This window comes from Nocardia brasiliensis (assembly GCF_042691675.1).
Taxonomy (GTDB): domain Bacteria; phylum Actinomycetota; class Actinomycetes; order Mycobacteriales; family Mycobacteriaceae; genus Nocardia; species Nocardia brasiliensis_D.
Map to the genome: position 1 here is coordinate 2,114,341 of NZ_CP170507.1, position 14,808 is coordinate 2,129,148.

Annotated in this window: 14 protein-coding genes; 4 read left to right on the forward strand and 10 right to left on the reverse strand. The window is 67.4% G+C overall.

What is annotated here, in order from left to right; all coding sequences use genetic code 11:
- The first annotated feature begins 49 nt into the window (after positions 1 to 49).
- Positions 50 to 394: a hypothetical protein gene (locus tag ACFK0J_RS09835; protein ID WP_378738622.1), complete on the forward strand. Its 345-nt coding sequence runs from the start codon at positions 50 to 52 to the stop codon at positions 392 to 394.
- A gap of 67 nt (positions 395 to 461) precedes the next feature.
- On the opposite strand, the gene ACFK0J_RS09840 is transcribed toward ACFK0J_RS09835, so the two are convergent.
- Complete coding sequence (locus ACFK0J_RS09840) at positions 462 to 1,334, reverse strand: class I SAM-dependent methyltransferase (RefSeq protein WP_378738624.1); 873 nt, start codon at positions 1,332 to 1,334, stop codon at positions 462 to 464.
- Positions 1,335 to 1,355: 21 nt separating this feature from the next.
- Between ACFK0J_RS09840 and ACFK0J_RS09845 the strand changes: the two genes are divergently transcribed.
- Complete coding sequence (locus tag ACFK0J_RS09845) at positions 1,356 to 1,994, forward strand: TetR/AcrR family transcriptional regulator (protein ID WP_378738627.1); 639 nt, start codon at positions 1,356 to 1,358, stop codon at positions 1,992 to 1,994.
- Here ACFK0J_RS09845 and ACFK0J_RS09850 read toward each other — a convergent pair.
- Both ACFK0J_RS09850 and ACFK0J_RS09855 read right to left on the reverse strand, forming a co-directional pair.
- Entirely contained in the window at positions 1,991 to 3,085 is a 1,095-nt protein-coding gene (locus ACFK0J_RS09850) for a methyltransferase (RefSeq protein WP_378738629.1), read from the reverse strand. The two genes, ACFK0J_RS09845 and ACFK0J_RS09850, sit on opposite strands and share 4 nt — an antisense overlap.
- Positions 3,086 to 3,176: 91 nt before the next feature.
- The gene (locus ACFK0J_RS09855) at positions 3,177 to 5,741 is read right to left on the reverse strand and encodes a cytochrome P450 (RefSeq protein ID WP_378738631.1); all 2,565 of its coding nucleotides are present in this window, start codon (positions 5,739 to 5,741) and stop codon (positions 3,177 to 3,179) included.
- A gap of 114 nt (positions 5,742 to 5,855) precedes the next feature.
- On the opposite strand from ACFK0J_RS09855, the gene ACFK0J_RS09860 reads away from it, so the two are divergent.
- Both ACFK0J_RS09860 and ACFK0J_RS09865 read left to right on the forward strand, forming a co-directional pair.
- A complete protein-coding gene (locus ACFK0J_RS09860) occupies positions 5,856 to 7,136 on the forward strand; it encodes a glycosyltransferase (RefSeq protein ID WP_378738633.1) in 1,281 nt (426 codons plus the stop codon).
- Between the two features lie 34 nt (positions 7,137 to 7,170).
- On the forward strand, positions 7,171 to 7,938 hold the full coding sequence (locus ACFK0J_RS09865) for an ABC transporter permease (RefSeq protein ID WP_378738635.1): 768 nt from the start codon (positions 7,171 to 7,173) through the stop codon (positions 7,936 to 7,938).
- A gap of 57 nt (positions 7,939 to 7,995) precedes the next feature.
- On the opposite strand, the gene ACFK0J_RS09870 is transcribed toward ACFK0J_RS09865, so the two are convergent.
- From ACFK0J_RS09870 to ACFK0J_RS09900, 7 genes are all read right to left on the reverse strand, one after another.
- Positions 7,996 to 8,535, reverse strand: coding sequence for a hypothetical protein (locus ACFK0J_RS09870; protein ID WP_378738637.1), 540 nt, complete (start codon positions 8,533 to 8,535; stop codon positions 7,996 to 7,998).
- 223 nt (positions 8,536 to 8,758) lie between these two features.
- Positions 8,759 to 9,589, reverse strand: a complete 831-nt coding sequence (locus tag ACFK0J_RS09875) for a MerR family transcriptional regulator (protein ID WP_378738639.1) — start codon at positions 9,587 to 9,589, stop codon at positions 8,759 to 8,761.
- A 42-nt stretch (positions 9,590 to 9,631) separates the two neighbouring features.
- Positions 9,632 to 11,137, reverse strand: coding sequence for a flavin-containing monooxygenase (locus tag ACFK0J_RS09880; RefSeq protein ID WP_378738642.1), 1,506 nt, complete (start codon positions 11,135 to 11,137; stop codon positions 9,632 to 9,634).
- Between the two features lie 2 nt (positions 11,138 to 11,139).
- Positions 11,140 to 12,060 (reverse strand): ferritin-like domain-containing protein, encoded by a 921-nt coding sequence (locus tag ACFK0J_RS09885; RefSeq protein ID WP_218478312.1) that lies wholly within the window; start codon positions 12,058 to 12,060, stop codon positions 11,140 to 11,142.
- Positions 12,061 to 12,067: 7 nt separating this feature from the next.
- Complete coding sequence (locus tag ACFK0J_RS09890; RefSeq protein ID WP_378738645.1) at positions 12,068 to 12,973, reverse strand: SDR family NAD(P)-dependent oxidoreductase; 906 nt, start codon at positions 12,971 to 12,973, stop codon at positions 12,068 to 12,070.
- 2 nt (positions 12,974 to 12,975) lie between these two features.
- Positions 12,976 to 13,962, reverse strand: coding sequence for an alpha/beta hydrolase (locus tag ACFK0J_RS09895; RefSeq protein WP_378738647.1), 987 nt, complete (start codon positions 13,960 to 13,962; stop codon positions 12,976 to 12,978).
- A gap of 145 nt (positions 13,963 to 14,107) precedes the next feature.
- Positions 14,108 to 14,530 (reverse strand): hypothetical protein, encoded by a 423-nt coding sequence (locus ACFK0J_RS09900; RefSeq protein ID WP_378738650.1) that lies wholly within the window; start codon positions 14,528 to 14,530, stop codon positions 14,108 to 14,110.
- Positions 14,531 to 14,808 lie beyond the last annotated feature (278 nt).

Sequence of the window (14,808 nt, forward strand, 5' to 3'; positions counted from 1 at the left end):
GGGCCGGTGCCGGACGAAGGGTTGTATATGCGCTGAGGAAGGGATTCATGTGAGTACCGCGCTACAGCGAATCGTCGGAGGTGGCGGCCTGGTCCTGCTCGCCTGCGGCCTCGTGATCGGGCGAGCCGATACCGTCGCGGCCGACCCGGGGGCCTGCTTCATCGATCGCGGCGTGACCGATGCCGTCGCGCGCTGTCACGAGGGCGACGGCACGTCCGTCCTGGAGGTCGAGTGCCTCGGCATCACCCTCCCGGCCACGCCGGACGCCCAGATAGTGGGGCCGTACTCGGGCACCGATTCGGCGCCCTCCTCGGTCGGTCAGCCGATGCGGGCCTCCTGCATATCGAGCACCGCGCTCGGCATAAATACCCGCGCTTTCGTGTCGCCGAGGTAGTCGTTGGTCCTGCTGGCTGCCAACCGGTAGTTTCGGCCAGAGCACTGCACGGACCAGGCGAAGGACGTCAGCTTCCTGTGTCACCGCTGGCCACGGTAGGGGAATCGCGCGACTGCTCGTCGGCGGTTCGTACCGCCGTAACGATCGCCGCGGTGTACTGCGTTGTAAAGGTGCCGCCTACCGCATCGATCGCGGCGCCGAGGCCGGTCAGTACTTCGTTCAGCACTGCATGCGGGAGCCGGGTGGTGATGCCGGTAGTGGCCGACAGTTCCAGCCATTCGTCGCGGGTGTAGGACTGGTGCCAATCGAATCGGCGCAGCTCCGGCTCGCCGAAAGCGCTTGTGCGGCGGATACCTTCGGATGCTGTGTCGCCCATCGTCGCATATACGTCGGGGACGGGAGTCGCGGCCAAGCGGGCGACGGGTGAGTCCGGCAGCACCCGTCGGTAGACCTCGGCGAATGCCTCCGCCAGCTCGGGTGGCGGCTGATTCACGTTCCAGAACACGGCCAACTGGCCGCCGGGCCGCAGGACCTCGGCCGCCTTCGTCGCGCCCGCGACGGGGTCCACCCAGTGCCAGGCCTGCCCGGAGACGACGGTGTCGAAGGTCCGGCCCCTGGGATCCCAGGCTTCGAAGGTGGCCACCTCGACCTCGGTGCCGCTGCGACGGGCGAATTCGGCCATGCGGTCGTCGGGTTCGACGCCGAGGACCGTGCAACCGGCGGCTTGGAACTGGCGAGCGACGATGCCGGTGCCGATGCCGACGTCGAGGAAATCGCGGCCTGGGCTGGCGGCGACGATCGCCGCCACCATGGCGTCGGGGTAGCGCGGTCTGGACCGGTCGTAGCGGTCGGGGTCCACACCGAACGACTCCGCCACTTCGCGCAGTCGATGAGACTCTTGCTGGGGGAGGGGCGATGCCCCCGGCGGTATAGTGGGCATGTGCCCACTATAAGTGGGCACATGCCCACTTTCAACCGTTCGGGCTGGCGAAGCGAGGAGAAGTACACGGTGCCAACAGGTGTGGCGATGCGCGATGTGCGCGAGCAGTTGTTCGATGCCGCCGAGCGAATTCTGGTGCAGGACGGGCCGAGTGCGCTGACCAGCCGGGCGGTCACCGCGACCGCGGGCTGTGCCAAGGGGGTGCTGCACCGGCACTTCGCCGACTTCGACGCCTTCCTGGCCGAGCTCGTGCTGGACCGTATCGCGCGGATCGACCAGCAGGCGGCTGCCCTGCGCGAGTCCGCCGGAACCGGCACTGTCGTAGGCAACCTCACCGCTGCGCTGACTACCGTGTTCGGATCGGTCGCCGTGGCCATCGTCAGCCTCGTCACGTTCCGGGATGAGTTGCGCGCCAGGCTCCGTCAGGCCAGGCCGACCGGTGTGCCGCTACTGGCGGAAGCGACAGCGATGATCGCCGCCTACCTCGCCGCCGAGCGAGCGCAGGGGCGTATCGCGGCGGACGCCGACGTAGCTGTGCTCGCTCCCACCCTGATCGGGGCGGGACATCTGCTGTTCGCCGATCGGAAAGGCACACCACCGGAGGCCGAGGCCGTCAGCAAGGTCGTCACCACGGTCGTTGCCGGGGTGTTGACGCGTTAAGCAGGCTCGGCCTCGAGAATGTTGTCCGGGGACGCGGTCGGTATCACGTTGGTGAGCGTGAAACCGCAGCGTGCCAGTAACCTTCGGTATTCGGCTGCAGTGCGTTCGCGGCCACCGGTGTTGATGAGCATTTCCAGGTCGACGAACTTTCCCGGATGCGGGCGGGTGTTCTCCGGCACGACCAGTTCGATGATCAGCAGGCGGGCAGCGGGTTTCATCGCGGCGCGGACGGCGGCCAGGATCCGGCCCGCGTCGTCTTCCGGCCAGTCGTGCAGGACGTGTTTGAGGAGGTAGGCGTCGCCGCCCTGCGGGACCGAGTCGAAGAAGGATCCGCGTTCGATCGTGCAGCGGTCGATCAGGCCGAGATCGGCCAGGCGAGTTGTCGCCGACTCGACCACCCCGGGTAGCTCCAGCAGGACGCCCTGGGATTGTGGTGCGCGGCGCAGGATTTCGGCGAGCAGCGTGCCGTCGCCGCCGCCCACATCGACCACGGTGCCGAAGCGAGTGAAGTCGTAGGCCGCGAGTACGGGTTCCAGCCCGAGGCTGCCGATGCTGGTCATCGCGTTGTCGAACAGCGTGCCGAATTTCCGGTCGGCCCGCACGTGGTCGAAGAACGACATGCCGTGCAGCGCTTCGCCCACCGGCTTACCGGTGCGCACCGCGTCGACGAGATGCGACCAGTTGTCCCGGTGGATCGGGGAGCCGAAGAACAGGGCGGCGTCGCGTAGCGAGACGTCGGCGTCGCGCCGCAGCGCTCGCGCCATCGGCGTGAGCGCGTACCTACCGTCCCGGCGCTCGGTGAAGATCCCGTGACTGATGAGCAGTCGGAGCAGCCGACGCAGCGCCTGCTCGTCGGCCCCGACCCGCGCCGCCAGTTCGGCGCCGGTCCGCGGCCGGTCGGCGAGGGCATCGGCGACACCGAGTTCGGCGGCGGCATGGATCGCCTGGGTCAGCCAACCGGCGGCGAGCAGCTCCATCGTCGCGACGTGACCCGGCACCAGTTTGCGATAAGCGAGCGCTAAACCGTTGCGTACCAGCTCTACCGCGCGGATCACCGCTTGCGGCGGCATTCTCGGTTCACGGGAAGCCATGCGACTCCTCCCTGGCCGACGAACGAGACTTGGCCAGCCTAGTCGGAGCGCTGTTGTCCATGCCGGTGCCGACGAGGTGGCGGTACCGAATTCATCGGGCATGCAGGACCACCGGAAGTCGGGACGGGGAAGCGACAAAATCGCGGTTCGACGGCTTTACCTGATAGTCCGGATCGGCGACCGGCTGCCAGCGGGCGAACAGGGCCGCGGTGGCGAGGGTGATGGTCATCAGCGCGAAGTTGTTGCCTGGACAGTGCCGGATGCCGACCCCGAACGGCAGGATGGCCTTCTTGTCGATCTCCTCGACACGGCCGGGGAACCAGCGATCGGGGTCGAAGGACTCCGGGTTCGGGTAGTAGTGCGGATTGTGGTGAATCATGTAGGGGCTGAAAACGACCATGGCGCCGTCGGGCAGCGTGGTGCCGCCCAAGGTCACCGGGCCGTCGGCGGTGTGCGTGCTGACCCACGGCCCCCAGAAACGCAGTGTTTCCAGCACGACCAGTCGCAGATAGGGCAGCCGCGCGACATGGTCGGGGGTCACCGGGGCAGCGCCGACGAAATCGGCCAGCTCGCGGTGTAATTCGTCGGCGATGTCCGGATTACGCATGACCTCGTGCCATACCCAGCCGAGGATGGACGCGGTCGAGCCGACTCCGGCGGCGAGCATCAGCAGCAGCTCATCGATGATCTCCTCGTCGGAGAGGCGGGTGCCGGTCTCCGGGTCGCTGTGCTGGACCAGCGCGGAGAGCACATCGTGGAAATCCCGGTCGGCACGGCGGTATTCGGCGACCACGGCGCCGATCTCGGCCCGCAGCCGACGGGACTTGGTGGTGAACCGGCGGTTGGCGATCAACCGCAGGCGGCGCACCGGTGGCGGCAGCGCGGCGCGCTGGATCACCTGCCCGAGCAGCCACGGGATGTTCTGCTGGACTTCACGTTTCGCATCCGCGCCGAAGTCGGCGGTGAACAGGGTCGAGGAGATGGTGTCGAGGACGAGCCGGTGGGCCTCGTCCACCAGATTCACCTGCTGGCCCGGGCGTAGCGAATTCGACCAGGCGTTCGCGAGACCGGCGGCCACCACGGCGTATTCGTTCAACCGGCGCTGGCGCAGCGCGGGCGCGATCATGCGGCGGCGCAGCTCGTGCGGTTTGCCGCTGAGCACGTTGGACGCGCCGCGAATGACCTCCTGGATCGCGTCGCGCAACTCCTCGCGATGGAATTCGCCTGCCTCACCGAAGCTCACCTCGCGGATGAGCTCCGGTGTGGTGAGGACGTAGGCCGGTCGCGGGCCGAGATAGATCCGGACGATCGGGCCGACCTCGGCCAGCGATGTCACGAACTTCAGTCCGTCCCGCAGCGCCAGCACGCTGTGGCCGAGCAGGGGCAGGCGTCCGGGAGCGGTGGGGACATTCGGAACAGGATGCGGCATGGCGGGTTCGGCACCTCCGACCAGGTCGGTGTAGATCGAGAGGATCGCTTCGGTGAGGCGTGACTGCCGTGCGGCATCGGCGCGCTCGGTGAGGATCTTGCGCATCGGCGCCAATTGTTCCGGCTCATCGGCGAGTTCGCGCAGCGTACCGGCGATCGCGGCCACCGAAGGATTCGGCGTACACACGCCACCGCCGTCCGGCACCGTCTCCGCCAGATCCGGATCGCAGTAGACGACCGGCAGCCGCATCGCCACTGCCTCCAGTAGCGCCATGCCCTGAGTATCGAAACCCGAAGAAGGGAACAGCAATACGTCGTGCGTCGCCATCGCGGCCAGGCAGTCCGCCTGACTCACCGCGCCGTGCAGCCGTACCCGCTCGCCCAGACCGGCCGTGTCGATCATCGCCCGTGCCCGGTCCCACAGATCGCCGGTGCCGTAGATGTCGAAGGTGCAGTTCTCGACCAGCCGCACCGCTTCGATGGCTTCGAGCAGCCGCTTCTCACCGGATAGCCTGGCGCACCAGAGGACTCGCAGCGGACCGTTGCGTACCGAACTGTCTTCGGGCAGCGCCGAAGCCTGCGCATTGTCGAGGAGTTCGTCGTCGATGCCATTGGAGATCACCTGCGTCGGCCGGTCCAGCCCGTGCGCCAGGATGCGCTCGGCGAAGTGCCGGGTCGGCACGATCACCCGGTCGGCGGCTCGGGCTTGGGCGACCATGGTGCGCCAGGCGTGCCGGGCCGCTCGGGACTCGTTGTTGCGCGGCATATGTCCGCGATGGGAGACGAAACGGCCGTGCAGGGCGCGCATGGTGAGCGCGGAGAGGTACGGCACGGGGGAGGTATTGGCGATGAAGACGTCGTCGCGGCTGTGCACGGTGTGCACCACGGGGATGCCGTGGCGGCGGGCGGCCCGGAGTCCGGCGATGGCGACGCCGTAGGTGGTCTGGGTGTGCACGACGTCGATCGGGCCGCGCTCGGCGAAGGCCGCATCGATCAACCGGGTGTTCGCCGGTGTCGGCAGCACCATGGCGAAACCGTTCACCACGACGCCCCCGAGCGCGGAAAGGACCACCACGTTCGGGTCCGGTTCGGTAGATTCCGGCGTGGGCGCGGTGAACACGGTGACGCGATGGCCGAGCCGTTCGAGCCCACGACGCTGGGCATGTACCGAGGTCTGGATCCCGCCGAGGGTCGCGGGATGGAAGTCCGTGAACAACGCGACGTGCATGGGACCACGGTACGGACATGTGCGACGCGTGCATGCTGGAAGAACGATGAGTCGCCGACGCGGCGCTCATTCGCGCAACGATCGCGGGGTTGCCCGCCGAGTACAGGAGCTGGCATGAAAGTGGCGATTCCGCTGACGGGCACCCGCGGCGACGTGCAACCCGCGGTGGCGCTCGGACTCGAACTGCGCAGGCGCGGCCACGACGTGCTCCTCGGCGCGCCGCCCAACCTGGTCGACTTCGCCACCCGAACCGGCCTCGCCGCCGTGACCTGCGGCCCGGACGTGCAGCAGCTCTACTCCTCCGACGAAGGCCAGAAGGCACTGGCCGCGGGCAGCAGCTTCCGGCTGATGCAGCTGGTGGGCAAGCAGATGGCCGACTACGCCGAACAGATGAACCGCGAGGTGATCGGCGTCTGCGAGGGCGCGGACGTCATCGTGTCGACAATGCTCACCGAGGACCGGGCCGCCTCGGTCGCCGAGGCGATGCGGGTGCCACTGGTGTCGCTGCACGGATTCCCCTGCCGGAAGAACTCCGCGTATCCGTTCCCCGGCGCGCTGCCCGCGAACTGGCGCCCGCCCGCCGCGGTGAACCGGGCCACCTGGCTGCTCGCCGAGAATCTGCGCCGCGTCGTCTTCATGCGGTACCTCAACCAACTCCGGCGCGAACTCGGCTTACCGCGCTCGGCCGCCAGCCCGGCCGCCGTCCTCGAACGCCGGGGTGTGCCCGAGGTACAGATCTACGACCCCGCCCTGGTGCCCGGCCTGGCCGAGGAGTGGGGCGCGCGCAGGCCGCTCGTCGGCTTCCTGCCGCTGGAACGGACCGCGCGAGAGGCGCTGGGCGAGCTGGCCGCCGACCATGGTGAGGTGATCGCCTGGATCGGCGAGGGCGAGCCGCCGGTGTATTTCGGCTTCGGCAGCATGCCCATCCGGGACACCCACGCGGTGCTCGCGATGGTCGAGGAGGTGTGCGGCCGCCTCGGCATCCGCGGCTTGGTGAGCGCGGGCTGGAGTGATCTGGCCGCCGCCGACGCGCAGACCAGCTCGCGGATCAAGGTCGTCGGCCCGGTGGCGCACGACATCGTCTTCCCGGTCTGCGCGGCCGCCGTCCACCACGGCGGCATCGGCACCACCTTCGAGAGCTTGCGCGCCGGACTGCCGACAATGGTGTGTTCGGTGTCGTTCGATCAGCCCATGTGGGGCGGGCAGGTCGAGCGCCTCGGCGTCGGGGCGCACCTGGACTTCCGCAAGCTCGACAGCGACCGGCTGGCGGCCGGGGTGCGGACGCTGCTCGACCCGGCGACCGCGCAACGGGCGAAAAACCTTGCGGGAGAGCTGCAATCGCACTCGGACGCGACGACCCGGACGGCCGACATCGTCGAGGCGGCGGCGGGATGAGCTACCGAGTCCGGAGCCGGACCGCGGCGGTGGCATGAGCCGGCCGGCGACGGCTTTCACTGATTCCGCTGTCATGTTCCGGCGTGCGGTGCGGCACACGGTGCGCAGCCGGGACACGCTGTTGATCTCGCTGTTGCTGCCGGTGCTGATCATGCTGCTGTTCGTGTATGTCTTCGGTGGTGCGATCCAGGTGCACGGCCCGTACATCGACTATGTGATTCCGGGGATCATCTTGTTGTGCACGGGCTTCGGGGCGTCGATCACCGCCACGGCGGTGGCCACGGATCTGCGGACCGGTGCGGTGGACCGGTTTCGGACGTTGCCGATTTTCCGGCAGGCGCTGTTGGCGGGGCATGTGGGGGAGGGTGTGGCGCGCAACATTATCGCCGTGGCCATTGTGCTGGTGGTCGGTGTGATCCTCGGATTCCGTTCGAGTGCTGGGCTTTTCGCGTGGGTCGCGGCCGTCGCGGTGATCGTGTTGTTCGTGCACGCGATTACCTGGGTGGCGGTCGCGTTGGGGCTACTGGCGCAAAACCCCGAGGCGGCAGGGGGATTCACCTACGCGATCATGTTCATCCCGTACATCAGCAGCGCGTTCGTGCCGACCGACACCATGCCGTCGTGGCTGCGCGGTTTCGCTGAGCATCAGCCCGCGACGCCGGTGATCGATACGCTCCGCAGTCTGCTCGTCGGTGCCGAATCGCGGAACAGCGTGGGGCTCGCGGTGGCGTGGTCGGTCGGCCTCGCCATCGTCGGATACGTCTGCGCCGCAGGGCTCTTCGCTCGTCGGACGCGCGTTTGATCCGCCTCTTACGCGGGCACCCGCCGCGAGGCGACGGGTGCTATCGCGTGTTCGGAATCAGTTGAACGCCACCTGCGCGGTGACGGCGAGGTTCGACAGGCCGTTGGTGGCGCAGCCCTGGTTGGGTTGCGCACTCCGTGGGACCACGGTGATCGTGTCACCGTTCAGCTGGCCGCCGGTTACGTTGGCGCTGAACGACATTCCGGTGATCGGGTCGGGGGTGATCCGCCAGGCGAAGGTGCTGTCGCTACCCGAGGACCAGTCGATCGTGCCGTTTCCGTTCGCGGTGACAAGCAACCTGCACGGATTGAAGCCCCCGGCGGTGGCGGTGGCCGAGCCCGTGCCGGTCAGTGTGCCCGAGCGGATGCTGGTGTATCGGCCGTTGGGTGATGTGCAGTTGTCGAGGTTGCCGCTGATCGAGACACTCGCGGTGCCACCGGCCCGCAGCGGCGGATCGAGGGTGAGATCGAAGGTTGCCGAGCAGGTCAGGTCTCCTTGGGCGGCTTGAGCGGGGGCAGCCGGAAGGGCTACCAGGGCCGCGGCCAGTGGTGTCGCCGCCGCGATCATGGTCATTGCTCGGATGCGTCGTCGTGCCATTTTCGCACCTCCTACTACTGTGCTGTGCGTACTGTGCTGTGCGCACGCTGATTCAGGGGACGAGCAAGCGACTCGGCGGCATGTTCGTCCGCCGAGGGGCGAGACAACGATACGATTTCTGCGGGCCGATGATGAGACCCGTTGTTCCCCACTGTGTGACGTGCGGCAATGCGCGACTGGGGAATTCGCTTTCGGGGTAGTCGTTGACGGGCCGTCGGCGCCGCTAGGAGTCGGTCTCCGGACGGGAATCCGCCCTGGCGCGTTCGCGTTCGGCGGCGGTGGCGAGGTAGTCGCCGAGCTCCCGGCGCAGCGTGACATCCAGCGAGCGGGCGAGGGTGGAGTGCACCGAGGCGACCGCCAGCTCCCGCATCTTGCTCAACATCGTTGTGGTGTCGGCGATTTCGCTGCTGGTATCGGGCAGCCAGCCGGGGCCGTGCTCGTCGACGATGTGCTGTTTGGCGGCCGTGATCATGATGTGGGTGATGTCATCGATCCGGTCGGCCACCTTGGCGTAGATCTCGATGAGCGTGCGCAGTTCGAGGCCGTACTCGTGCAACTCGGCGAACGAGGTGAGCAGCTGGGTCTCGGTGAACACCACGGTGTCACCTTCCAGCCGGACCAGGTTCATCTCGCGCAGCCGGTCCACCAGTTCGTCGGCCTCGGCGCCGAGGATGGTGCCGATCAGCTCGCGCGGCACCTCGAACGTTTCGTCCTTGGCCCAGGACGCCGTCACCGCGTGCTGCAGGCCGAGCACCTCGGTGAGGTCCTTGCCGGTTTCCCAGCTGGTGATGAAGTCGCCGATGTGCGAGGTGGTGAACCCGCGCTGCAACAGCGCGTCGATCAGCCGCAGCCGTTCCAGGTGCGAATTGTCGTAGATGCTGGCCCGGCCGTCCTTGCCGACGGGCGGGGGCAGCAGGCCGCGCTCCTGGTAGGCCCGCACATTGCGGGTGGTGGTGCCCGCGGCGCGCGCGAGGTCATCGATCCGGTATTCCATCGTTTCCACCTCCTCGCCCACGACGGAGCCGGGTTGCCGGCGGCCGAACAGCACGGTCATTGATCGACCGAGTCTATCGCCAAGGCCGCCGGCGCCGGTCATCTAGGAAACCGCCGCGATCCGGGGCTGCCGGGCGGTCGCGTCCGACGGCACGACCGTGTAGTCGGCCAGATCTACGGTGCGTAGCTGGTTGACGTACTGCGTGGCGAACCCCGGGTACATGGTCGCGTTGAAGCCGTCCTCGGTGAGGTACCAGCTGCGGCAGCCGGAGTTCCAGGTGGTGCTGGTCAGCCTGCGCTGCATGCCCGCGTTGTAGCGGTCCTGCCGGTCCTTCTTGACGTCGAGGACCCGCAGATCCTGCTCCAGAATGGTGCCGATCGCACTCACCAGGTAGTCGATCTGCGCCTCCATGTACACCAGTGCCGAGTTGTGGCCGGGCCCGGAATTCGGTCCGAAGGTGAGGAACATGTTCGGGTACCCCGACACCGCGACGCTCTTGAAGGCGTACGCGCCGCGCGACCATTCGTCGGCGAGCACCCGCCCGTCGCGGCCGACGACCGGGATCGGGGTACCGGTCTTGGAGACATCGAAGCCGGTGGCGAAAACGATGCAATCGGCTTGGTGCTCAATGCCTTCCGCGGTGCGGATGCCGTGCTCGGACAGCCGGGCGATGGGCCAGGTGATCAGCTTGCAGTTGTCGCGTTGCAGCGCCGGGTAGTAGTCGTCGGTCATCAGCAGCCGCTTGCAGCCTGCCCGGAAGTCCGGCGTCAGCTGCCGCCGCAGCCAGGGATCCTTGACCTGCCTGCGCAATTGGGCCCGCCCGACCAGCTCGACCACTCTGGTGAGCGGCGTGTTCCAGACGACGCCGAGGGCGACCGACTCGTGCCCGTAGAACCAAGCTTGCCGAGCCAGCTGTTCAGCGGCGGGCACCCGGCGGTAGAGCTCCTTCGTCACCGGGTTGGTGCGCCGGTTGACCCGGGGCAGCACCCAGCCGGGCGTGCGCTGAAAGACCTTGACCGAGGCGGCCTTATCGACCAGCTCGGGGATGATCTGCACCGCGCTCGCACCGGTGCCGACGACCGCGACCTTCTTGCCGGTGAAGTCGTAGTCGTGATCCCAACGGGCACTGTGGATCTTGTGCCCGGCGTAGTCCTCGATGCCGCGGATATTCGGGAAGCTGACATTGGCGAGGGGACCCGAGGCGAGCACCACGGTGCGTGCCCGCACGGTGCCGGGCCGGCCTTCGATGGTGATGTCCCACTGCCCGGCCGCCTCGTCGAAGACGATGCCGGTCACGTTGTGGCCGAACCGGAAGTGTGGTCCGAGTCCGAATTCGGCGGCCATCGTCTGGATATAGCCGAGGATTTCGTTGCTGCCGGAGTAGGTGTGCGACCAGTTCGGGTTCGGCGCGAAACTGTAGGAGTACAGCCGCGACGGAATATCGCACGCCGCACCGGGATAGGTGTTGTCGCGCCAGGTGCCGCCGATCGCGTCGCCGCGCTCGAAGATGGCGAAACCGTCGATTCCCTTTTGTTTCAGGCGAATCGCGGTGCCGATGCCCGCGAAGCCGCCGCCGATGACGGCGACGTCGAGTGTCTTGTCGCTCATGCTCACGCCGCCGGCTCGTAGGTGACTTCCTTGACCCAGGTCGGGTCCTTGCGCAGCAGTGCCTTCGGCACCCTGGCGGTGATCTTCACCAGTGCGTCGGCGACGAGGTGATAGGGGTTGCCGCGGTCGATCACCCAGCCGCCGTGCATCTTCACGAGCTGATACATCGGCAGCCTGCGGGCGAATTCGCTGCGCTCGCCGACATTGGCGTAGCGCTTGAGCGCCGAATACAGCTTCTCCTCGTCGACGCCCATCTCGACGATGTTGTCGCGCATCTTGTTCAGCAGCGGCACGTAGCTCAGTACGCCGATGATCAGCGACGGTTTGGTCCAGCCACCGACCAGGTCGATCAGCAGCTTTCGAGCTGTCGCGTGCCCCAGCAGATCCATCACCGCGAAATCGACGGCGAGATGCCGGGATTCGTCGCTGTTGATCTTCTTGAACGCTTCCTGGCAGATCGGGTCGTCGATCTCGTCCATGATGAACTTGATCAGCGCGCCGTCCAGCGCGACCTCGAGCATCGGGATCACGGTGCCAAGGAACGACAGCGACATCTGGTCGGAGTACTTGTCCAGGAAGTCGATCACCAGCTTGACGTTCACGTTCGGCTGCGGGATCTCGTCACCGTCGAGCATGCCCCAGCGCCGCATCAGTGCCAGTTCGGCATTGGCGTGCTTCTGCTCCTCGGCGTGGAAGTAGCGGTAGATCTCGCGCAGCGTCTCGGTGGGCGCCTTCTTCGCCATGGCGGCGAAGCCGCGCGCGCCGACGTTCTCGATCCACATCAGATCGGCCATGAACGGCTTGAGCTTGGCATGCAGTTCGGGCGTGATCCGCTCGGCACCCGGTGCGTCCCAATCGATGTCGGCCAATGCCCACTGGCGGTCCTTGATCTTGGCGAGCATGTCGTCGAAGTCCATCGCGATGGCCATGTCAGACTCCTGTCTTGTCGGTGACCGACGTGCGGTCGGTGGCGGGGGAGTTGTCCTGGGGCAGAACCCGATCCAGGAGGCCGAGGACATAGGTGTACTGGGCGGGGAAGTAGCGCTTGAGCCGCCAGACGACGTGGGCGTCCAGTTGCGGCAGCACATACAGCTGCCCGCGGTCGTGTGCGTCGAGGGTGTTGCGGGCCACGTGTTCCGGCGTGAAACCGGTCCAGCGCATGAGGGTGTCGGCCAGGCGCGCGGACTGCTGGGTGATCCGGCCGTCCCGTGCCACATTGGTTTTCACGAAGGTGGGGCACAGCACGGTGACGGCGACACCGGTGCCGCTCAGCTCGGCTGCCATCGTTTCCGACAGCGACATCACGGCCGCCTTGGAGACGTTGTACACGGCCATCGATGGGGCGGCGGCGAATCCGGCGGCGGAGGCGACATTGATGATCCCGCCGCGGCGTGCGGCGCGCAGTTGCGGAGTGAATACCTCGCACCCGTGCACCACGCCCCACAGGTTGATGCCGAGCGCCCACTCCCAGTCCTCGAAACCGACCTGGCCGACTCGTTTTCCGCCGATGCCGACGCCCGCGTTGTTGATCACCAGACTGATCGGGCGTTCGAACAGCGATTCGGCAAAGCTGGCAAGGACTTCCACGTCCTCGCGGCGGGCGACGTCGCACCGGAACGCGTGTGCCTTACCGGGATGCTTGCGTTCGATCAGCGCGACGGTCTCGTCGGCGCGCGTCTCGTCGATATCGGCGCAGATCACCTGACCGCCGCGATCGGCGAGCTCGACCGCGAAGGCCCGGCCGATGCCGCTGCCCGCGCCGGTGACCACGGCTCGCGCTCCGTAGCTGCGCCGTGGCCGATTGCCGAGCGGCAGCAGCTTTTCCAGTCCGAACATTGTCAGCTCACCTTCTCGGAGACGGTGCGGGCGGCCAGTGCCGCGCGCAAGAAGTCGGCCGCGCGGGTGAGAGCCTGGTCGGCTTCGGGCACCAGCGTCGGCAACGCCTGGAAGACGTGCACCTGGCCCGGCCACACCTCCAGTTCGCAGCTGCCGCCCGCGGCCCGCACCATCTCGCATAGCGCTCGCGCGTCCGCGCTGAGCATTTCGGTGCCGCCGACCTGGACCAGCATCGGTGGCAAGTCGAGCCCGTCCGGCACGGTCAGGCGCAGCCGCGGCGTGTCATCGGGCAGGCCGCGGGTGTAGGCGCGCGGCATTCGGCTGGCCGCCTTCGCGGAAATGAGCGGATCGCGTTGGCGCCGTTCCTGTTCGGCGGCCAGCCGCAGGGTCAGGTCGAACAGTGGCGAGAACATCACCACGCCCGCGGGTTGCGGCAGCCGACGGCGTTCGTTCTCGATGAGCAGGTCGAGCGCGAGATGTCCGCCCGCCGAGTCACCGGCGATCACCAGGTCGTTCGCCGCGTAGCCGCGGTCGAGCAGCCAGCGGTAGCCTGCCTCGACATCGTCGGCGGCCGCCGGGAAACGGTGCTCCGGGGCGAGCCGGTAGTCGGTCAGGAAGACCGGGAGTCCGGTCTTGCGCGACAGTTGAGCGGCCAGCCCGCGGTGGGTGCGGGCGGAGCAGATGACGTAACCGCTGCCATGGATGTAATAGATCGCGCGGGCGCCGAAGGAGACGCCGGGCGCTCGGACCCATTCGCCACGGACCGCCCCCGATCGAACCGGAGTGACGGCGGTGCCGCGTAGAACAGGACCGCCGACGGCCATGAAGGTGGCGACGAGCTTGCGGGCGAACCAGACTCCCGGGGCATTCATCGGCACCACATTGTTCAGCGGCCGCAACCCGAACTGGGTGGCCGCCGCGGCCAGCGTGGCCCGGGTGGAGGGTGCCGTGGGCACCCCGGGGATCGAGGTCCTCGTTGACCTTGTCATGTGCCCAGAATCATTCATCAATGTGCCAGTTGTCAATGGCTCATTTGTTGCAGGCTTATTGCGATGGGGTCTGACCTGCGGTGACGACCGCGGCATCAGCTGTGTGCTGGTGCCGCGGTCGTGGTGTGTTTGGTTGTGGGTGTGGTCATTGGGTTTTGCGCAGGCCCAGGTATTGCAGGGCGGCGAATCCACCGACGGTGCCTGCTTGGATGACTGCCCAGGTGGAGCCGATCAGGTTCAAATCCAGCGTGTCGGTGACGAAGACGGTGGCGAGGCTGAACAGGACCCAGGCGGTGTTGGCTGCGATCACTATGCGGGTGGCGGTGGGGTTGATCGCGGGTCGGGTGCCGATGATGGCCACGGCGAGTCCGTAGAGGGTCAAGAAGATCCCGATCGGGATGGCGAGGCTGGTGTCGAGGCCCAGTAGCGACTCGAGGGGTCCGGCCAGGGCGAGGTAGGCCAGGCCGTTGACGGTGGTGATGACGGCATCCAGGCGCAGCGACAGGCGAAGCAGTGCGGGGCCGGGGGCTGTGAGGGAGGACAGGTAGGACGGGGCGGTGGTGTGCATGACAGTGGGTTCCTTCGGTCGATCAGGTTGTGGGGTAACGGGTTCGGGTCAGATCGGTAGCGCAGTGCGGGTTCTGGTTGGGCGGTGGTGGAACGGAGTTCGGGTCAGGCGGTGGTGTGGGTTTTGGTCGGGCGGTGGTGTGGGGTGGGTTCTGGTTAGGCGGTGCTGGAACGGAGTTCTGGTCAGACGGTGGCGGAACGACGTTCTGGTTAGGCGGTGGCGGAACGATGTTCTGGTTAGGCGGTAGTGGGGCGGGTTTTGGTTAGGCGGTGGTGGGG